The 17,630-nt window shown below is 65.5% G+C and carries 20 protein-coding genes and 2 tRNA genes; 12 read left to right on the forward strand and 10 right to left on the reverse strand.

Annotation, left to right across the window (positions count from 1 at the left end):
- Nucleotides 1-5 precede the first annotated feature (5 nt).
- On the forward strand, nt 6-1,334 hold the full coding sequence (locus FWJ47_RS02480; RefSeq protein WP_246126129.1) for a Mur ligase family protein: 1,329 nt from the start codon (nt 6-8) through the stop codon (nt 1,332-1,334).
- A complete protein-coding gene (locus FWJ47_RS02485) occupies nt 1,331-2,059 on the forward strand; it encodes a type 1 glutamine amidotransferase (RefSeq protein WP_147103625.1) in 729 nt (242 codons plus the stop codon). The genes FWJ47_RS02480 and FWJ47_RS02485 overlap by 4 nt, the downstream gene beginning before the upstream one ends.
- 30 nt (nt 2,060-2,089) lie before the next feature.
- On the opposite strand, the gene FWJ47_RS02490 is transcribed toward FWJ47_RS02485, so the two are convergent.
- Nucleotides 2,090-2,419: a cell division protein CrgA gene (locus FWJ47_RS02490; protein WP_147103630.1), complete on the reverse strand. Its 330-nt coding sequence runs from the start codon at nt 2,417-2,419 to the stop codon at nt 2,090-2,092.
- Nucleotides 2,420-2,498: 79 nt separating this feature from the next.
- Between FWJ47_RS02490 and FWJ47_RS02495 the strand changes: the two genes are divergently transcribed.
- Genes FWJ47_RS02495 through FWJ47_RS02500 form a run of 3 tightly spaced genes read left to right on the forward strand, consistent with a single transcriptional unit; the run spans nt 2,499 to nt 4,137 of the window.
- Nucleotides 2,499-3,344 carry a class E sortase gene (locus FWJ47_RS02495; RefSeq protein ID WP_147103633.1) on the forward strand — a complete coding sequence of 282 codons (846 nt, stop codon included), beginning with the start codon at nt 2,499-2,501 and terminating at the stop codon, nt 3,342-3,344.
- Nucleotides 3,344-3,511 carry a hypothetical protein gene (locus FWJ47_RS12005; protein ID WP_170228444.1) on the forward strand — a complete coding sequence of 56 codons (168 nt, stop codon included), beginning with the start codon at nt 3,344-3,346 and terminating at the stop codon, nt 3,509-3,511. Before FWJ47_RS02495 ends, FWJ47_RS12005 begins: the two co-directional genes overlap by 1 nt.
- On the forward strand, nt 3,508-4,137 hold the full coding sequence (locus FWJ47_RS02500; RefSeq protein ID WP_147103638.1) for an aminodeoxychorismate/anthranilate synthase component II: 630 nt from the start codon (nt 3,508-3,510) through the stop codon (nt 4,135-4,137). Before FWJ47_RS12005 ends, FWJ47_RS02500 begins: the two co-directional genes overlap by 4 nt.
- Before the next feature lie 76 nt (nt 4,138-4,213).
- Here FWJ47_RS02500 and FWJ47_RS02505 read toward each other — a convergent pair whose 3' ends face one another.
- A complete protein-coding gene (locus FWJ47_RS02505; protein ID WP_147103640.1) occupies nt 4,214-4,990 on the reverse strand; it encodes a hypothetical protein in 777 nt (258 codons plus the stop codon).
- Between the two features lie 151 nt (nt 4,991-5,141).
- Here FWJ47_RS02505 and FWJ47_RS02510 point away from each other — a divergent pair, with 151 nt between their 5' ends.
- From FWJ47_RS02510 to FWJ47_RS02520, 3 genes are all read left to right on the forward strand, one after another.
- The gene (locus tag FWJ47_RS02510) at nt 5,142-5,675 is read left to right on the forward strand and encodes a peptidylprolyl isomerase (RefSeq protein WP_147103643.1); all 534 of its coding nucleotides are present in this window, start codon (nt 5,142-5,144) and stop codon (nt 5,673-5,675) included.
- A 10-nt stretch (nt 5,676-5,685) separates the two neighbouring features.
- Nucleotides 5,686-6,588, forward strand: coding sequence for a rhomboid family intramembrane serine protease (locus FWJ47_RS02515; RefSeq protein ID WP_170228445.1), 903 nt, complete (start codon nt 5,686-5,688; stop codon nt 6,586-6,588).
- 63 nt (nt 6,589-6,651) lie between these two features.
- On the forward strand, nt 6,652-7,881 hold the full coding sequence (locus FWJ47_RS02520; RefSeq protein ID WP_147103646.1) for a pirin family protein: 1,230 nt from the start codon (nt 6,652-6,654) through the stop codon (nt 7,879-7,881).
- 138 nt (nt 7,882-8,019) lie between these two features.
- On the opposite strand, the gene scpC is transcribed toward FWJ47_RS02520, so the two are convergent.
- Both scpC and FWJ47_RS02530 read right to left on the reverse strand, forming a co-directional pair.
- Nucleotides 8,020-9,525 carry a succinyl-CoA:acetate CoA-transferase ScpC gene (scpC, locus tag FWJ47_RS02525; RefSeq protein ID WP_147103649.1) on the reverse strand — a complete coding sequence of 502 codons (1,506 nt, stop codon included), beginning with the start codon at nt 9,523-9,525 and terminating at the stop codon, nt 8,020-8,022.
- A 171-nt stretch (nt 9,526-9,696) separates the two neighbouring features.
- Nucleotides 9,697-10,437: a hypothetical protein gene (locus tag FWJ47_RS02530; protein WP_147103651.1), complete on the reverse strand. Its 741-nt coding sequence runs from the start codon at nt 10,435-10,437 to the stop codon at nt 9,697-9,699.
- A 444-nt stretch (nt 10,438-10,881) separates the two neighbouring features.
- On the opposite strand from FWJ47_RS02530, the gene FWJ47_RS12125 reads away from it, so the two are divergent.
- The 3 genes from FWJ47_RS12125 to FWJ47_RS02545 all read left to right on the forward strand — a co-directional run bounded on the left by FWJ47_RS12125 (nt 10,882) and on the right by FWJ47_RS02545 (nt 12,634).
- On the forward strand, nt 10,882-11,256 hold the full coding sequence (locus tag FWJ47_RS12125) for a hypothetical protein (RefSeq protein ID WP_211358955.1): 375 nt from the start codon (nt 10,882-10,884) through the stop codon (nt 11,254-11,256).
- A 487-nt stretch (nt 11,257-11,743) separates the two neighbouring features.
- Nucleotides 11,744-12,205, forward strand: a complete 462-nt coding sequence (locus tag FWJ47_RS02540) for a DoxX family protein (protein ID WP_147103654.1) — start codon at nt 11,744-11,746, stop codon at nt 12,203-12,205.
- 84 nt (nt 12,206-12,289) lie between these two features.
- A complete protein-coding gene (locus FWJ47_RS02545; RefSeq protein ID WP_342779667.1) occupies nt 12,290-12,634 on the forward strand; it encodes a VOC family protein in 345 nt (114 codons plus the stop codon).
- Nucleotides 12,635-12,792: 158 nt separating this feature from the next.
- On the opposite strand, the gene FWJ47_RS02550 is transcribed toward FWJ47_RS02545, so the two are convergent.
- Nucleotides 12,793-13,155, reverse strand: a complete 363-nt coding sequence (locus FWJ47_RS02550) for a DoxX family protein (RefSeq protein ID WP_147103660.1) — start codon at nt 13,153-13,155, stop codon at nt 12,793-12,795.
- A 91-nt stretch (nt 13,156-13,246) separates the two neighbouring features.
- Between FWJ47_RS02550 and FWJ47_RS02555 the strand changes: the two genes are divergently transcribed.
- Nucleotides 13,247-13,708 carry a MarR family winged helix-turn-helix transcriptional regulator gene (locus FWJ47_RS02555; RefSeq protein ID WP_170228446.1) on the forward strand — a complete coding sequence of 154 codons (462 nt, stop codon included), beginning with the start codon at nt 13,247-13,249 and terminating at the stop codon, nt 13,706-13,708.
- Between the two features lie 213 nt (nt 13,709-13,921).
- Here FWJ47_RS02555 and FWJ47_RS02560 read toward each other — a convergent pair.
- The 5 genes from FWJ47_RS02560 to gyrA form a co-directional block, all read right to left on the reverse strand.
- Nucleotides 13,922-13,994, reverse strand: a tRNA-Ala gene (locus FWJ47_RS02560).
- 10 nt (nt 13,995-14,004) lie between these two features.
- On the reverse strand, nt 14,005-14,130 hold the full coding sequence (locus tag FWJ47_RS12130) for a DLW-39 family protein (protein WP_211358956.1): 126 nt from the start codon (nt 14,128-14,130) through the stop codon (nt 14,005-14,007).
- A 46-nt stretch (nt 14,131-14,176) separates the two neighbouring features.
- Nucleotides 14,177-14,250, reverse strand: a tRNA-Ile gene (locus tag FWJ47_RS02565).
- Between the two features lie 63 nt (nt 14,251-14,313).
- A complete protein-coding gene (locus tag FWJ47_RS02570; RefSeq protein WP_147103666.1) occupies nt 14,314-14,928 on the reverse strand; it encodes a DUF3566 domain-containing protein in 615 nt (204 codons plus the stop codon).
- Between the two features lie 60 nt (nt 14,929-14,988).
- Complete coding sequence (gene gyrA, locus FWJ47_RS02575) at nt 14,989-17,604, reverse strand: DNA gyrase subunit A (RefSeq protein WP_147103669.1); 2,616 nt, start codon at nt 17,602-17,604, stop codon at nt 14,989-14,991.
- Nucleotides 17,605-17,630 lie beyond the last annotated feature (26 nt).

Genomic DNA, 17,630 nt, shown 5'->3' on the forward strand with positions numbered 1-17,630 from the left:
CTCCGGTGAGCCTGCCCCACCCCCGCTCACTGGCCTCCGTCGCGCTTGGCCGCGCCGCCCGCCTGGCCACCCGGTTCCGCGGCGGCTCCGGCTCCGCGTTCCCCGGCCTCGTGGTGGAGAAGGCCGACCCGGACTTCCTCGCCCGCACCCTCTCCCAGCTGCCCCGCGGCGTCGTCGTGGTCTCCGGCACCAACGGCAAGACCACCACCACCAAGATGGTCGTGGAGCTGCTGCGCGGCCAGGGGCTTCGGGTGGCGACCAACCGGTCCGGGTCCAACTTCACCCGCGGCGTCGTCGCCTCGCTGCTCGGAGAGGTCAACGCGTTCGGAAAGCTCAACGCGGACATTGCCGTGCTCGAACTCGACGAGGCCCACGCCGTGCACTTCGTCAAAGCCGTCCGCCCCAACCACTCCCTGCTGCTGAACGTGATGCGCGACCAGCTCGACCGGTTCGGAGAGATCGACACCACCGCCGGACTGCTGCGCACCATCGCCGAGCACACCACGGACGGCATCGTCCTCAACCGGGAGGACCACCGAGTCGCACGCATCGCCGACTCCGTCCCCGGGCGGGCCGTCAGCTGCTTCGGCCTCGGCCCCGCCGTGAAGCACCACTTTCCCTCCGACGACGATCTTCATGCAGACAGCGGCAGCGCCGCCCGGGAGTCGCCCGAGCACGCCAGCGTGGACGCGGACGCTCCCCCGGTGCCCGCGGATGTGGTGCTCTCAGAGCTGACCCCCGGCGGGGGCACCTTCCTGGTGGGCGGCGAGCGGATCAGCACCCAGCTGCGGGTCACCGGCGCGTACAACGTCTACAACGCCGCCGCCGCCCTCGCCCTGGTCCGCCAGGCCCTCGGCGATGACGCAGACGCCGGCCGGCTCATCGAATCTCTGGCGCTCGTGGCTCCCGCGTTCGGCCGCGGGGAGTCCCTGACCGTGAACGGGCAGCCGTTGGACCTGGTGCTGGTGAAGAACCCGGCCGGCTTCCGGCTGGGGCTCTCCAGCTTCCCCCACGCGGGCACCGCAACGATGATCGCCATCAACGACGACTACGCCGACGGCCGGGACATGTCATGGCTGTGGGACGTCTCCTTCGAGGTCCTCGCTGAGCACGGCGTCGCGGTGACCTCCGGGGTCCGCGCCTACGACATGGCGCTGCGGCTGACCTACGACCACGTGCACGTCGGCTCTGCGGAGCCGGATCTGGGCACCGCGCTGAAGGCGTTCGTCGCCGGGCATCCGGAGACCCCCAAGCGCATCTACTGCACCTACACGGCCATGCTGGCCATCCGCCGGCACCTGGCGGCCTACACCGAGGTGGAGGACTTCGCATGAGCACCGAGATCAACGTTGTCCAGCTGTACCCCCGGGATATGAACATCTACGGGGACTACGGCAACGCCCTGACCATCCAGCGGCGCCTCGAGTGGTACGGGTACACCCCTGTCATGCACTCCTATGATCCGGGCGACGAGTTCCCGGAGGAGGCCGACATCCTGATCGGCGGCGGCGGTCAGGACTCCGGCCAGGACCGCATCCAGAATGACCTGCTGAGCATCGGGGACCGGCTTCACGAGATGGCGGAGGCGGATGTGCCGATGCTGATGATCTGCGGGCTGTACCAGCTCTTCGGCCATTACTTCGAGACCCGGGACGGCGTCCGTATCTCTGGGATCGGGCTGCTGGATGTGACCACCTACGGCACGGACCGCCGGCTGATCGGAAACATCGTCACCGAGTCGGAGGAGTTCGGCCGGATCATCGGGTATGAGAACCACTCAGGGCAGACGTGGCTGGGCGACGGCGTCAGCCCCCTGGCCACGGTGACCACCGGCGAGGGCAACAATGATCAGGATCCCTACGAGGGGGCCCGGCGCCGCAACGTCATCGGCAGCTACCTGCACGGCTCCCTGCTGCCGAAGAACCCCGCAGTCGCTGACTTTCTGATCGGGACAGCGGTGAAGCAGAAGTACGACGCAGAGATCGGCGCCCTGCAGCACGAGTCAGTGGCGGATCTGACCGCCCGCGCCCGGTCCGCGGCCGCAGTCCGTCCCCGCTGAGACCCGCTCAGCGCCCGGAGAGCGGGCGGATCACTTCCAACGCATCAGCATGAAGAACCCGGTCATCGAGATTCCGCCGCCGATGATGATGTTCCAGCCGCCTGCGGCCTGAATGGGACCGCCGCCGGGGATCAGATAGTAGAGACAGATCCAGAGCAGGCCGAGCAGCAGCAGACCGACCGCGGTGTACATGTACCACTTGGGCAGCGACTGCTCCTCAGGCTCAAGGTCCTTGAACGCGTAGGTCTCGGCGCCGCGCAGCGGTGAGGCTTCAGCGTCCTCCGTGCCGGTCTCCGCCTCGGCTGCCGCCCGCTTGGCGGGGTTGCCGCTCCTGCGGCTCTTCTTCGACTCCTCGGCCACTACTGGAACTCCCTGCTGAGAATCTGCGATGATCTAGCTGATTGTGTCCCGCCATTCTACGCAGATCGAGGCTGCCCCTATGAAGCATGCAGCGCCGACGCCGCACCCTCCGGCTCAGCACCGGCCCCGCCGTCGTCGTTCCGTGTTCTCCACCGTGCTGGGCGGCTTCGGCGAGGTGCTGATCACCCTGGGCGTGCTGGGGATGCTGTTCGTGGCCTGGGAGCTGTGGTGGACCGGCATCGACGCGGAGCGGGACCGGCAGGAGTCCGCCGAGGAGTACTACGCAGGCCTTGAGGAGTACCGCCCGGGCTCTGAGGACGAGGAGATCGACTTCGATGTCTGCTACACGTTGGAGGACGGCACGGAGATCGGCTGCGCCCCCTCCATGAATGACCTCGCTGACGGCGTCTCCACCATGGGGATGGCCTACGTGCCGCGCCTGGGCGAGGACTGGGCCACCCCGATCCGTCACGGCACGGGCCCGGAGCAGATCGACCGCGGCGCCCTGGGCCATTACACCACCACCCAGATGCCGGACGAGCCCGGCAACTTCGCGCTGGCCGGGCACCGGCAGACCAACGGCAACATGCTCGGCAACCAGGACGACCTGCAGACCGGGGACCGCATCTACATCGAGGCGGCTGAGGGAATCTTCGTCTATGAGGTCGCTGAGCGTGAGGTGGTCCTCCCCCACGAGACCCGGGTCTTGGAGGCGGTCCCCTCGGAAGCCGGCGCGGAGCCGGAGAGCGGGGTGCTGACCTTCACCACCTGTCACCCGCTGTTCTCCAACGCGGAGCGGCTCATCCACCACGCGGAGATCACCGACTTCATCCCCTACGGCGGTCAGGCTCCCGAGGAGATCGATCACCACCTGCAGGCCTCAGGCTGGACCGACGACGACCCTCTTCTGGCAGGTGAGAACTGATGTACGCGTGGTTCTTCAGCACGGTGCTCCCCGGCCCCCTGTGGCTGCGGATCATCCTCGCCCTGCTGCTGGCGGCGGCCATTGTCCTGCTGCTGATGGAAGTGGTGTTCCCATGGCTGCACCAGTACAGCCCCCTCAACGACTCCACCCTGGAAGGACCGGCATGACGCGCATCCTGGTCATCGACAACTACGACAGCTTCGTCTACACCCTCGTCGGATACCTCCGGGAGCTGGGCGCGGAGACCACGGTCATCCGCAACGATGACCACGCTCTGGAGGAGGTGAAGAAGATCGCCGCCGCGCACGACGGCGTGCTGATCTCTCCGGGCCCCGGAACGCCCGCGGAGGCGGGCGTCTCGGTGGAGCTGATCCGCTGGTGCGCGGAATCCCGGGAGCCGATGCTGGGCGTCTGCCTGGGCCACCAGGGTCTGGGCGAGGCATTCGGAGCCACGGTCACCCACGCCGCGCAGCTGATGCACGGCAAGACCAGTCCGGTCACTCACACCGGTCATGCCTCCTTCGCTGGTCTGCCGGAGACTTTCGAGGCCACCCGGTACCACTCCTTGGCGGTGAGGCCGGACACTGTCCCGGACGTTCTGGAGGTCACCGCCTCCACTGAGGACGGAGTCATCATGGGGCTGGCGCATAGGGAGGCGCCCCTGTGGGGAATGCAGTACCACCCGGAGTCTGTCCTGACGGAGGGCGGCTACCGGATGCTCGGCAACTGGCTGGAATCCCTGGGCCTGAAGGGCGCAGCCGAGAAGGCAGCCGAGCTCAACCCGATCCGGTAAGGCGTATCGGACGCACGAAAAGGGGCGGTCCGCGCGCAATGCGGACCGCCCCTTTTGGTGAGCCTGAGTCGAAGGACTACTCGGTGGCCGGCTTGGGCGAGGGAACCTCGGCCGCGGCTGGCTTGGTGTCCTGGTTGGTCTCAGCCTGCTTGGCAGCCGGAGCTGCTGCGGGCTTCTGAGCCTCTGCCTCAGTGGTCTTCACGGGCTCGGGCTTCTTCCAAGGGTCCTCGACCGGCTTGGACGCGCGCCATGCGGCGACTCCGGCGGTCACGCCGGCAGCGACGACGCCGAAGACCAGCAGGGCCTTCTTCTTGCCGCCGGTCTTGGACTGCTTCTTCAGCTCCTTGGAGGCCTTCTTGGCAGCCTTCTCGGAGTTCTTCCGCAGCTTCTTGACGATCTTCTTGTCACCGGTGGCCTTGATGAGGGCCTTCTCCACACGGGGGTCGACCTCAGCCTTGTGGATCAGCTTGGCAGTCTTGTTCGCGTAGCCGGAGAGCTGGCCTGCGGCGGCGGGCACGTACTTCTTCCGCACGTCTGCCTTGGCGCCCTCGTACTTGGCCAGGACCTTCTCGATGTCCTTCTTGGTGCTCTTGGGGAGCTTGTCATACTGGGCGTAGACGCCGTCGCCTGCCTTGGCGGCGAGCTTCTTCGCCTGGCCGCCGGCGAGATAGGCACCATCCTCCACCGCGTACAGCACCTTGGCTGAGGCGTCCTGAACCTTCGGAGCGCTCTTGCGGTAGGTTTTCTCCGCCCAATCAGCCGCTGCGCCGACCTTGGGCGCAGTCCAATCTGTGGCGGTCTCGACGCCGGCGAGCAGCTTGTGCTCCCAGCTTGACTTCTTCTTCTTCGCCATGCTTCCTCCGAATCAGGATCGGTTGCGTTCTACAGCCTACGTTGTTCACACTGCCGCGTGCTACGACGAGGCCGGGGCGCCGTCGATTCGGGGAATTCCCCCAGGCTCCTCCCAGCCCCTGTGCAGGCTGGACCGTGCGAGAATGACATGCATGAGCGCTATCGCAACGCACAAGGCAACTCTGAAGACCTCCCAGGGCACCATCGTCGTCGAGCTCTTCGGCAACCACGCCCCCAAGACCGTGAACAACTTTGTGGGCCTGGCCACCGGCGAGATCGCCTGGAAGCACCCGGAGACCGGTGAGGAGAAGGTGAGCACCCCCCTGTATGACGGGACCGTGTTCCACCGCATCATCAAGGACTTCATGATCCAGGGCGGCGACCCGCTGGGCCTGGGCGTGGGCGGACCCGGCTACCAGTTCGAGGACGAGATCCACCCCGAGCTGGACTTCACCCAGCCGCACAAGCTGGCGATGGCCAACGCCGGTCCGGGCACCAACGGCTCCCAGTTCTTCATCACCTCAGTGCCCACTACCTGGCTCCAGGGCAAGCACACCATCTTCGGCGAGGTGCGGGACGAGGAGTCCAAGAAGGTCGTGGACGCGCTGAACTCCGTGCCCACTGACATGCGTGACCGTCCCAAGGAGGACGTGGTCGTCGAGACCATCGAGATCACCGAGCTCTGATTCGTCTCTCGTGAGCGTCCCGTCCTACGGAAGCTCTGAGGTTCCGGCCGGTCCGTCGTGCTTCTACCACCCGGACCGGCCGTCCTATATCCGGTGCCAGCGGTGCGACCGCCCGATCTGCACGGACTGCCAGACGCCTGCGCCGGTGGGCTTCCACTGCCCCGGCTGCTTGGATGAGGCCCGGCGGCGTCGCCCCGCTCAGCGCACTGAGTTCGGGGCACCCCTGCGGGCGGATGAGAAGCCCCGCCTGACCTATGCGGTGATCGCCCTCTGCGCAGTGATGTACCTCCTGCAGTGGACTGCGCAGACCACCGGTGCGAACGTCACCGGCTATCTGAGCTATGCGCCGGCGCACACCTCCCAGTGGCTCATGGAGCCTTGGCGGATGCTGACCTCTGCGGTGCTGCATTCGCCGGCGAACGTGATGCACATCGGGTTCAACATGCTTGCCCTGTGGATTGTGGGCCGAGTGATCGAGCCTGCGATCGGCCGGCTGCGGTATGCCGCGCTGCTGGTGCTCTCGGCCCTGGGCGGCTCGGTGGCGGTGCTCTGGCTGACCGAGCCCAATGTGCCCACGGTGGGCGCCTCGGGCGCTGTGTTCGGGCTCTTCGGCGCCCTCTTCATCCTGATGCGCTCCTCCGGAGCGGAGTCCGGCGGAGTGATCGCCCTGGTCGCGGTGAACATGGCGATGAGCTTCATCGTCCCGAACATCTCCTGGCAGGGGCACCTCGGCGGACTGGTCGCCGGTGCGCTGGTGGCGCTGGTCATCGCCAAGGCTCCGCGCGGACGACGCGTACTCTGGCAGACCCTGGGACTGGCAGGGATCGCCGTCGCACTCATCGCCCTCACCATCGTGGGGATCCCGCTGGTGAATCCGCCGCAGCTGGGGCAGCCTCCGATCCTCGGATTCTGAGAGCGGGTCTCGCACCCTCCAGGGTTCTTCAAATTTGAAACAGTTTCGGCGTAGACTGGCTCTATGAGCAGCACCGAGACTCAGCCCAAGGAACAGGTCTGCATCAACGGCCCTGATGCCTACTACGACTCGCAGGGCAGAGCCGACGTCGACAGCGCGCCTCCTGAGGGGCAGCTGAGCCCCGGCATCACCGCCGGCCCCTCGGGCGTGCAGCTTCTCGAGCCCCGAGATGTTCCCCTCGGCGGCCCCCGGGCCATGAGCGTCCGGCGCACCCTGCCGCAGCGGGCCCGCTCCCTGGTGGGCGCCTGGTGCTTCCTCGACTTCTACGGACCGGACGATCTCACCGAGTCCACGCCGATGCGGGTTCCCCGTCACCCCCACACCGGCCTGGCCACCTGCTCCTGGCTGTTCAGCGGCCGGGTGGACCACCTCGACTCCGCCGGAAACTGGGCGACCGTCCGCCCAGGCGAGGTGGCACTGATGAACGCAGGCCGCGGCATCAGCCATTCCGAGTACTCCACGGCGGACACCACTGTGCTGCACGGGGCCCAGCTCTGGTATGCGTTCCCTGACGAGCACCGGTATGTGGAGCCCAGCCTCGAGACCCACCGGCCCGAGCCCGTCATCGGTGAGGGCTGGCAGGCGACGGTCTTCCTCGGGGAACTCCTCGGCCAACGCTCCCCGGTGAAGACCTACATTCCGCTGACCGGGGCGGAGCTGCGCCTTGAGCCGGGCGCAAGTGTGGACATCGAAGTGCCCGCCGGGCATGAGCATGCCCTGCTGCGCATCCAGGGCGCGGTGAGCCTCAACCGCTGCGACGTTCCGGCCGACCACCTTGCGGTGGTGGACTCTGGTGCTGAGGTGCTCCGGGTGACCGCACAGGAGGAGCCCGTTCTTGCTCTGCTGATCGGCGGCGAGCCCTTGGGCGAGCAGATCGTGATGTGGTGGAACTTTGTGGGCCGCTCCCATGAGGAGATTGCCGCCTACCGCGCCGCCTATCAGGCGGAGATGGGCTTCGAAGCTCCCGAAGCCGGCTCGCCGCTGAGCACCGTGGAGCACACCGCCTTCCGACCTGTGGAAAAGGCTGCGGAAGCCGATGGTGCCGAGCGGGAGGTGGAGGTCGAGGAGGGCGCTTTGGGCCTCCCGGTGCAGGGCGAGCTGCGGGACCAGCTTGCGGGCACTGGGTACGGGGACGGAAGGCCCTTCCCTCAGTTCGGAGATTTCCCCCCTGGCCAGCATCCTCCGCTTCCGGCACCGGATCTCCCCAACACTCGGATGAAGCCCCGCGGCTGAGGTTTTCCACAGCTTTATCCCCAGTTGGGGAACGAATCACACACGTGTAGTTCTTCACACTGTGGATAAGACCTGTGGAAAAGCAGAAGCCCGGCCCCCAAGATCGGGACCGGGCTTCTGCTCAGCGCAGGCGAAGGATCACATGCTGCCGCTGTCCTGGAAGCTCTTGTGCCAGGACAGCGCCTCGCCCAGAAGGTGGGGGGTGTGCAGACCCTTGGGGTTGGACGCGACCGCGCGGTCGAAGTAGTCCTGCAGCCGATCCTTGTAGTCGGGGTGCGCACACTTGTCGATGATGGTCTGGGCGCGCTTCTTCGGCGCCAGGCCACGCAGGTCGGCGATGCCCTGCTCGGTGACGATCACCTGGGTGTCGTGCTCGGTGTGATCGATGTGGCTGGCGAAGGGAACGATCGTGGAGATCGCACCGTCCTTGGCCACCGACGGGGACACGAAGAAGTTCAGGTAGGCGTTGCGGGTGAAGTCGCCCGAGCCGCCGATCCCGTTGATCACGGAGGATCCCATCACGTGGGTGGAGTTCACGTTGCCGTAGATGTCTGCCTCCACCATTCCGTTGATGGCGATGATGCCGAGCCGGCGGATGATCTCCGGGTGGTTGGAGACGTCCTGGTTGCGCAGCAGGATGCGGCCCTTGTAGTTCTCGATGTTGGCGTTGAAGTCAGCGGCCCGCTCAGCGGACAGCGCGAAGCTGGTGGCGGAGGCGGACTTCAGCTTGCCGGCGTCGATCAGGTCCAGCATGCCGTCCTGGATGACCTCGGTGTAGGAGGTCAGGTCCTCGAACTCGCTGTTCGCGAGGTTCACCAGCACCGCGTTGGCGATGTTGCCGACGCCGGACTGGATCGGGAACAGGCTGTCGGGGAGACGGCCCTGGTTGATCTCGTACCGCAGGAAGTCGACGATGTGGTCAGCCTGGGCCTTCGAGACCTCGTCAGCGGGCTTGAAGGGTGCGTTGCGGTCCGGAGCGTCGGTGTGGACCACGCCGACGACCTTCTCAGCATCGACCTGCAGGTACGGAGACCCGATCTGCTGGAAGGGCTCGGTCACGTTGATGGGCTTGCGCTCCGGCGGCACGCCGATGCCGGTGTAGACGTCGTGCAGACCCTCGTACGCGCGTGGCTGCCAGTCGTTGACCTCGATGATGATCCTGTCGGCCAGGTCCAGCCACATCTGATTGTTGCCCACCGCGGAGGAGGGCACCAGCTGACCGTTGGGCAGGATCGCTGCGACCTCGATGACGGCGACGTCAAGGTTGCCGAACCAGCCGAACTGCAGCTGCTGCGCCAGGTGGCTCAGGTGGGTGTCCACGTACTCGGTCTCACCGGTGTTGATGGCCTTGCGCAGGGACGGGTCGGACTGGAACGGGGAACGCTTGCGGATCACTCCGGCGTCAGCCATCACGCCGTCGGCGTCGGTGGCGGTGGAGGCGCCGGTGTAGATCTCAATGCCGAACTCCTCGCCCTTCTCCCGGGCGTCCTTGCCCTTCTCGGCGAGGGCGGCGGGGAGACCCTTGGGGTAGCCGGAGCCGGTGAATCCGGACATGCCGACGACGTCGCCGTCGTGAATGAAGTTGGCTGCTTCCTCAGCGGAGATGATCTTCTCGCTGAGCACAGGGCACGTAATACGTGTCATGGAGGTCTGCTCTTTCCTGAAGACGGAGGTGTGCTAGGCCATGCTTAGCGCCTGCAATCGGTGTGATTCAGACCTCAGTATCCTATGTGAAACAGGACACTTTCATGCAACTGTGCGGCCCCTGAGGTGCGATGAGCGGTCATACGCATCGGTGAGCGGTCGCTCCCCTGGTCAGCCCGCCTCTTCGAGCCGGTCCAGCTGGGCGGTGACGACCTCTTCCATCTCCTCCTCGATGATGCCGAAGCCGAGCACCCGCAGCGAGTTCTGCCCGAACTCCAGGTGCACGACGTGGGTGTCCAGGGCGGGAATGTCAGGGTCCTCCTCAGCCAACTCGACCTGCCGGCTGAACCCGTGGGCACCTTCGATCTCGAGCGGCTCGAGCGAGAGGTCTCCGACCTCGTGCTCCGAGGTTCCGGCACACGCGTCGTAGAACTGCTCCCACAGCTCCTCGGTCTCGGACTCGTCGACCTCATCGTGGGACTGCAGAAGGATGGCCGCACCCTCGAGGGAGAGGGGCGGACCGCTGTCGTCGTCAGCCTCCGACGAGTCCAGCTCCGCCCACACGCCTGCCTGCGGGTCGTGGTCCTCCCCACTGACCAGCAGGTCGAGAATCTCCTCCAGCTCATCCATGCCGCAGTCTGCTTCGGGTACGCCGGGGAGTCCCATCCCGGCCCCGGATGCAGCTCCGGCGAGCCCGGGCCACTGCTGCTCAGCCACTCGTGCGGGGTGGTCGTCATCGGCCTCGATGCTCGCCGTCTCGAAGGGGTATTCATCCGGCTCAAAGAGGAGCAGCTCAGCAAGCTCGGAGGTGTTCATCTCATCCTCCGGCAGGTCTCGCCCGTCAGCCCCGCAGGCGGTGAGGGCGAGTGCTCCGAGCATGGTCAGTGCAGTGCCTCGTCGATAGGAGGACATGCCACCGCACCTTACGGATCAGGCCGAGTTCCCTGCAGAAGATGACACCGGCTGTATCCGCGTCTGGCGTAGTCTCGGAGTATGGCGATGCTCTCCGTGGCCTCACTGACGACGCCGTGGTACCGCCGCCTGCGCTCTTCCACAGGGAACACCGAAGCCGAAGCGGGATCCACCAGCCCCACCCCGATTCTTGACCATCAGAGTGCTCCGATCAGGGCACTGATCGCGCGCGCCTCGTCAGAGTCTGCTGAGAGTGTGACACGTGGCGTGCTGGGCACTGTGCACAGGATCGTTGCACAGGAGGTCCGCGGGGTTTATGCCCTCAACGAGACGACACCCGCTTCACGCACACTCCAGCGCGGATTCGGCTCGTGCAGCCAGCGCCTCGCGATTCTGGAAAGCGCCACGAGGGGCCTCGGCATCGGAACCCGATCTCGTGCTCTGATGATCGACCGCCGTTTCTGGGCCCCACGCTTCCCCCGAAGCTCATTCCTTCTGCCTCCGCAGATCCTGCTGGCCTGGCCGGAGTTCCACCTCAAAGAATGGGTATCAGCGTCGGAACTCTTCGGCCCGATCGGCTGCCGCGGAGAAGAGCAGTTCACCAACGAGGGATCAGAGACTCTCTTTGAGGCGGCGGGGCGCTGTGCCGTGGACTGGAACGGCGAGACCGCCGGCGGCCCCCATGACCTTTCCCAGTACGTCATCACCGATTACGGCCACTTCACACACCGTGATGAGGTCTTTATGACATTCGGGCAGACCCTGTGCCTGCCGGGCCTGCGCTTGGCTGACCCGGTCCTGCGGCGCGTCGCAGCCTGATTCGCACCCGACCCGTTCGGGCAATGTTGCATGACAAAACCCCCTGCCAAATCACTCTGACAAGGGGTTTTGTGTGTTTCGTGGAGCCTAGGAGACTCGAACTCCTGACATCCTGCTTGCAAAGCATGGCGGCACAGCGCATTTCCCCTAGTCAGAGAGGGTTAGCGGAATCTCAGGGCGCACCTGGGGCGCACCGAGGCTGCCTCACGGGCGGAGCGGCGCTGTTTCAAGACCTGCACCGGAGAGTTGCCTAGCGGTTCCACCAGGTTGTCGAACCGCCTCCGTGACTCGTGACCCCGTCACGATGGCGATTGGTTGTTGGAGCTCGGCCGATGGCGCGCATTAGTTAACGATACAACTTCTGTTATGGTTGTACCGACAAGCAAAGTGCCCCGGTCAGAGCTTGTTGCTAACGCACCGACCTCATGGCTCTCCGGCTGTGAGGCACGAAAAAGCATCCAACTTTTGTTGATCTGGAAGGATCCTCATGCGCAAAATTCTTGCACCCTACACCGCCTTCCCCGTGCTGTCCGACGTCGCCCTGCTGCTTGCTCGAGTCAGCCTCGGCGTTATCCTTATCGCTCACGGCTGGCAGAAGTTCAACGAGTGGACCGTGGCTGGGACGGCCAGCTCCTTTGAGGGCATGGGCATTCCGGCGCCGTCCCTCAGTGCAGCACTGGTGACCGGAGCGGAGCTCATCGGTGGCGCACTCCTCATCGTCGGACTCATCACCTCGATTGCAGCGGCGGTCAATGCGGTCGCCATGGTGGTCGCGCTGGTCATGGTCCATGCCCCAGCGGGAGTCTTCGTGGAGCAGGGCGGTTTCGAATTGGTCCTCGCCCTGTTCGCAGGGCTGGTGGTCTTGGCGACGTTCGGTGCCGGACGATTCAGCGCGGACCACGTGCTCGTTTCAGCCTCTCGGCGCCAGAAAACCCCAGCTAGGGGCTGATCTGCGACCGCGCAGTCTGAGTCCATCACTCTGAGGCGCGCCGCTGAAGGAACAGCAGAGCCGCCAGACCACAGGGTCGGGGACCTGAACGTGGCACGATCCTTCTACGTAGACGCGCTGGGCTTCGAAGCGACGCAGACGGGCTATCCCGGAGCACTCTTCGCCTCTGCCGGCGGCTATCACCATCACATCGCGATGAACACCTGGAACAGTCGCGGTGCCGGTCCCCGTGCGGCCCGCCTCGGACTCGGAAACGTGGCAGTGACGGTACCCAGGGACGAAGACATCGCGGCCCTGGAGGCTCGACTGGCTGCGCACTCCATTGACTTCACGACCGACGGCCGAAGCGTCTCAGCGCAGGACCCCTGGGGGACGCGCGTCACCGTCAGCGTCTCTGATCTCTCCACGGATGAACTATTGGCGCTCTGACGCTCCCACCTCACCGTCCCCGATCGGCGCCGCACTCTTGCTCAGAAGGCCACTGCCACTCACGATCCCCACCTTGCCGGCACTGTCCGCGGCCGGACCGGCTCAGCCTGGAATCTGCCGCTCCTCGGACCTCCTGGGAAAGGACGAAGAGAACGGGGTCAGAGAATGAGGAACCCCAGAATCGCGCTGAGGACGGCGATGGAGCCGAGCACCAGAGGGGCTGCGGGCGATTCCTTCCGACGCATGTGCACCGAGGCGGCAACGAACATCGTTGCCGCGAGGGCCACCGCAGCGACGGGAGTGAGGACCGGGGCTATGTCGAGCAGCATGGGCAGGACAAGGCCAATTGCTCCCAGGATTTCGACAAAACCGATCAGCTTCACCTGGGTGGAGGAGAAGTCCTCTACGTAGCCCATGCCACTGTCGGCAAGTGCGGCCCGAGGGCGGATCACCTTCATGAGGCCGGCGCCGACGAAGACGATGGCCAGCAGCCCGTTAACGATCCAGAATGCGATGAGCATGATGCGTCCTTTTAGTTGAATGTTCAAGTACTGGATCGAGTTTAGCCCTGTTTACTTGAACAGTCAATTAATTTCTGTGACTATGGCATCTATGACTGAACCGGAGTGGCTCGATGACCACGAGGCCGACATGTGGATGAATATGCTGGCGATCATCGAGCTTCTTCCCTCGGTGATCGACTCCCAGCTGAGGCGCGATTTCGGCATGACACGGTTCGAGTACAACGCACTGGCGATGCTCAGCGACTCCCCTGATGGGAGTCTGCCGATGAGTCATCTCGCGATCCTTACCAACGGCTCTCAATCACGCCTCTCGCACGCGGTCTCAAAGCTGCAGGACAAGGGATGGGTTCTGCGTGCCCCCTCTGCCATGGACAAGCGGTCATTGGTGGCAACCCTGACGGAGGAGGGTCAATCGCTCCTGGAACGCGTGGCGCCGCACCACGTGGCACAGGTCCGACGAACGGTCATCGACGCGATCCCAGCGGAGAAGATGAAGGAACTCTCCGACCTTCTCAAACCGATCCGAGTGAATCTGCTCGACTCCCGATGACTCAAACGTCGCTGTGAAGCGTAGGAACTGCGGGTCACCAGGGCAGGGCTCCCTGCCCGGGAGGACCATGGAGGAATTCAATCCTGGCTATCAGCCCACCCTGCGCCGTGATGTGCTGGCCCACCTGAGGAATATGAGCCAAGACACGAAAGAGCCCCTCTCCCGTTGAGGAGAGGGGCTCTGACCTGGGGTTTTGCGACTTTTCTTGTTCTGTGGAGCCTAGGAGACTCGAACTCCTGACATCCTGCTTGCAAAGCAGGCGCTCTACCAACTGAGCTAAGGCCCCTTGCGGGTGTTCAGTTTTCTTTCTCCACGCTGTCTGTGACATCGGCCCAGACAGCGCGGCTCTCCTCATTCCGGCGCCACTCGCGGTAAGCAAGTGCGCCTGCTGCAGCTGCAGCGACTATGAGGAGCCTCTTCATTTCAATTCTCCTGAACAGCGTGACGGCTGAACCTCTGCTCAGCCTGTGGGCGTACGAGGACTTGAACCTCGGACCTCATCGTTATCAGCGATGCGCTCTAACCGCCTGAGCTATACGCCCGTATCGCAGCCGCCTCGCCCGGCGACCACTCTACGTTACACCAGCGAGAGCTGATGCCTCAAATCAGTCGTCCGTGAGGGTGACGCCGACGCCGCCGACCAGGGAGGCGCTGAGGTTGTAGAGCACGGCCGCCAGCATCGACAGCAGCGTCAGCAGCACGACGTTGACCACTGAGATGATCGTCGCGAAGGAGGCCACCTGGCCCACGCTGACAAGCTCCTCGATCTGGAAGCCGACGCCGCCGGCCTCCGCGCCGAGCACCTGCTCGCCCAGCTCGTTGACCCGGTCGAAGATCCCGGTGACATCCATGGCGGTCCAGATGGTGACCGCACAGATCACCAGCATGATGCCCATCGCCACTGACAGAAGGAAGCTCATCTTCAGCACAGACCACGGGTCCACCTTGGAGACCAGCAGACGAGCTTTTCGGACCTTGGCCTTAGGTGTGGGGCGAACCAGCTGCGGCTGGGGGCGCTGACCGCCCTGCGGCCGCGCGGCAGGCCTGCCGCCGCCGGACTGGGGCCGGGGCCCAGACTGCGGACGGGGTGCGCCCGGCTTGGGGCGGGGCGCGGGCTTCGCGGCACTGGTCTCCTGCGGCGACGAGGCGCGCGGACGCGGAGCAGGGAACCGGCTCGTCGGGGGGTTACTGCCTCCGTGGCCGGCCTGGTTTTCGCTCACTGGAGACCTCCATCTTGAGTCTCATAGGTCATGATCGAGAGACCACGGTACTGCATACGCCTACTGCTCCTGCCCAGCCGCTTCAGCCTGTCCCTGAGAGTCCCCCTGGGCGCCGGCCTCCGCTTCTTCCTCAGCAGTCTCGCCGGCGGCCTCCAGAGCCGCTCCCGCGGCCTTGGCCACCTTGAGGATCCGGTCCTTCTTCCGCGGCTTGGCGAAGATCACACCCATAGTGTCGCGGCCGCGGGCAGGGACGCCGCTGGCTGCGGAGCGGACCACGTTGCCGGAGGCCATCACCACCAGCACCTCGTCGTCCTCCTCAACCACCATGGCGCCCACCAGGTTGCCTCGGTCCTCGGCGAACTTCCCGACCTTGATGCCCAGGCCGCCTCGGCCCTGCACCCGGTACTCGCCCACGTCGGTACGCTTCGCGTAGCCGCCCTCGGTGACCGTCAGGACGTATGAGCTCTCGGTGACGACGTCGGCGGTGAGCAGCTCGTCCTCCTCACGGAACTTCATGCCGGTCACACCGGAGGTCGCACGGCCCATCGGGCGCAGCGCCTCGTCCGAGGCGGTGAACCGCAGGGACTGCCCCTTCTTGGAGACCAGCATCAGGTCGTCCTCCGCGGAGACCAGCTTCGCGGAGACCAGCTCGTCGTCCTCACGCAGGTTGATGGCGATGACGCCGGCCTGACGGGGCGTGTCGTAGTCGGTGAGCTTGGTCTTCTTGACCAGGCCGCCCCGGGTGGCGAGCACCAGGTGATCGGCGTCGTCGTAGTTCTTCAGGGTCAGTACGCCGGCGATGTGCTCGTCCGGCTGGAACGCCACGATGTTCGCCACATGCTGGCCCTTCGTGTCACGTCCGGCCTCGACCAGCTCGTAGCACTTGGTCCGGTATACCCGGCCCAGGTTGGTGAAGAACAGGATCCAGTGGTGCGTGGTGGTGACGAAGAAGTGCTCGACGACGTCGTCCGCGCGCAGCTGAGCGCCCCGGACCCCGACCCCGCCGCGCTGCTGGGCGCGGTAGTTGTCGATTCTGGTGCGCTTGACGTACCCATCGCGAGTGATGGAGACGACCACATCCTCCTCGGGAATGAGGTCCTCCATGGACATGTCGCCGTCGTAGCCGCGCAGGATATGGGTTCGACGGTCGTCGCCGAACTTGTCCACGATGGTCTGCAGCTCCCCGCCGATGACCTGGCGCTGCTTGTCCTCGCTGGCGAGGATCTCCTTGAACTCGGCGATGAGCCGCATCAGCTCGTCGTACTCATCCTGCAGGCGCTGGCGCTCCAGGCCCACCAGGCGGCGCAGCTGCATGTCCACAATGGCGGTGGCCTGGTCATCGTCGATGTCGAGCAGCCTCTTCAGGCCCTCACGAGCCTCATCCACGTTCGCGGAGCCGCGAATCGTCTCAATGACCCGGTCGATGTCATCCAGGGCCTTCAGCAGGCCCACCTTGATGTGGGCCTCCCTCTCGGCCTTGCCGAGCCGGAACTGGGTGCGCCGGACGATGACGTCCATCTGGTGCATCACCCAGTGGTGGATGAACGCGTCCAGGCTCAGGGTGCGCGGGACCCCGTCCACCAGGGCCAGCATGTTCGCGGAGAAGTTCTCCTGCAGGCTGGTGTGTTTGTAAAGGTTGTTCAGGACCACCTTGGCGACTGCGTCGCGCTTGAGCACCACCACCAGCCGCTGGCCGGTGCGGCCGGAGGACTCGTCACGGATCTCCGCGATCCCGGCGATCTTTCCGTCGCGGACGAGCTCGGCGATCTTCTCCGCCAGCTTGTCCGGGTTCACGTGGTAAGGCAGCTCAGTGACCACGAGGCACGCACGGCCCTGGATCTCCTCGACGTTCACCACCGCGCGCATGGTGATGGAGCCGCGGCCCGTCCGGTAGGCGTCCTCAATGCCCCTGGTGCCGAGGATCTGCGCGCCGGTCGGGAAGTCCGGGCCCTTGACGCGCTGCAGCAGCTCCTCCAGCAGCTCCTCCCGGGAGGCCTGTGGGTTCTGCAGGTACCACTGCACGCCGTCAGCGAGCTCACGCAGGTTGTGCGGAGGAATGTTGGTGGCCATGCCGACGGCGATTCCGGAGGAGCCGTTGGCCAGCAGGTTCGGGAACCGGCTGGGCAGCACCACGGGCTCCTGCTGCTTGCCGTCGTAGTTGTCCTGGAAGTCCACGGTGTTCTCGTGGATGTCCCGGACCATCTCCATGGCCAGCTGGGCCATCTTCGTCTCGGTGTAGCGGGGGGCGGCCGCGCCGTCGTTGCCGGGGGAGCCGAAGTTCCCCTGCCCGGCGGCCAGCGGGTAGCGCATCACCCAGTCCTGGATGAGGCGGACCAGGGCATCGTAGATCGCCATGTCGCCGTGCGGGTGGTAGGAGCCCATCACATCGCCGACCACGCGGGCGCACTTGTTGAAGGACCGGTCCGGACGGAAGCCGCCGTCGTACATCGCGTAGAGGACGCGGCGGTGCACCGGCTTCAGGCCGTCACGGACGTCAGGCAGCGCACGGCCGACGATCACGGCCATCGCATAGTCCAGGTAGGACCGCTTCATCTCGGTCTGCAGGTCCACCTGCTGGATCCGGTCCACGGAGGCAAGCGTGCCCTCCAGGGGAGGCTCGACGCCGTGGGGGGCCTGGCCGTCCTCGTTCTGGGAGTTCTCAGGAGTGTCAGTCATAGGTCTGTGTGCTCTCTCTTCAGCGC

This window comes from Nesterenkonia populi, from assembly GCF_007994735.1.
GTDB classification, from domain to species: domain Bacteria; phylum Actinomycetota; class Actinomycetes; order Actinomycetales; family Micrococcaceae; genus Nesterenkonia; species Nesterenkonia populi.

Bases quoted from the DNA above. Each gene is read 5' to 3' on its own strand.
- FWJ47_RS02540 (WP_147103654.1), top strand. From the start codon at position 11,744: ATGCGCAAAATTCTTGCACCCTACACCGCCTTCCCCGTGCTGTCCGAC.
- FWJ47_RS02485 (WP_147103625.1), top strand. From the start codon at position 1,331: ATGAGCACCGAGATCAACGTTGTCCAGCTGTACCCCCGGGATATGAAC.
- FWJ47_RS02530 (WP_147103651.1), bottom strand. From the start codon at position 10,437: ATGTCCTCCTATCGACGAGGCACTGCACTGACCATGCTCGGAGCACTC.
- FWJ47_RS02555 (WP_170228446.1), top strand. From the start codon at position 13,247: ATGACTGAACCGGAGTGGCTCGATGACCACGAGGCCGACATGTGGATG.
- FWJ47_RS12005 (WP_170228444.1), top strand. From the start codon at position 3,344: ATGTACGCGTGGTTCTTCAGCACGGTGCTCCCCGGCCCCCTGTGGCTG.
- FWJ47_RS12125 (WP_211358955.1), top strand. From the start codon at position 10,882: ATGATCGACCGCCGTTTCTGGGCCCCACGCTTCCCCCGAAGCTCATTC.
- scpC (WP_147103649.1), bottom strand. From the start codon at position 9,525: ATGACACGTATTACGTGCCCTGTGCTCAGCGAGAAGATCATCTCCGCT.
- FWJ47_RS02520 (WP_147103646.1), top strand. From the start codon at position 6,652: ATGAGCAGCACCGAGACTCAGCCCAAGGAACAGGTCTGCATCAACGGC.
- FWJ47_RS12130 (WP_211358956.1), bottom strand. From the start codon at position 14,130: ATGAAGAGGCTCCTCATAGTCGCTGCAGCTGCAGCAGGCGCACTTGCT.
- FWJ47_RS02550 (WP_147103660.1), bottom strand. From the start codon at position 13,155: ATGCTCATCGCATTCTGGATCGTTAACGGGCTGCTGGCCATCGTCTTC.
- FWJ47_RS02505 (WP_147103640.1), bottom strand. From the start codon at position 4,990: ATGGCGAAGAAGAAGAAGTCAAGCTGGGAGCACAAGCTGCTCGCCGGC.
- gyrA (WP_147103669.1), bottom strand. From the start codon at position 17,604: ATGACTGACACTCCTGAGAACTCCCAGAACGAGGACGGCCAGGCCCCC.
- FWJ47_RS02495 (WP_147103633.1), top strand. From the start codon at position 2,499: ATGAAGCATGCAGCGCCGACGCCGCACCCTCCGGCTCAGCACCGGCCC.
- FWJ47_RS02500 (WP_147103638.1), top strand. From the start codon at position 3,508: ATGACGCGCATCCTGGTCATCGACAACTACGACAGCTTCGTCTACACC.
- FWJ47_RS02510 (WP_147103643.1), top strand. From the start codon at position 5,142: ATGAGCGCTATCGCAACGCACAAGGCAACTCTGAAGACCTCCCAGGGC.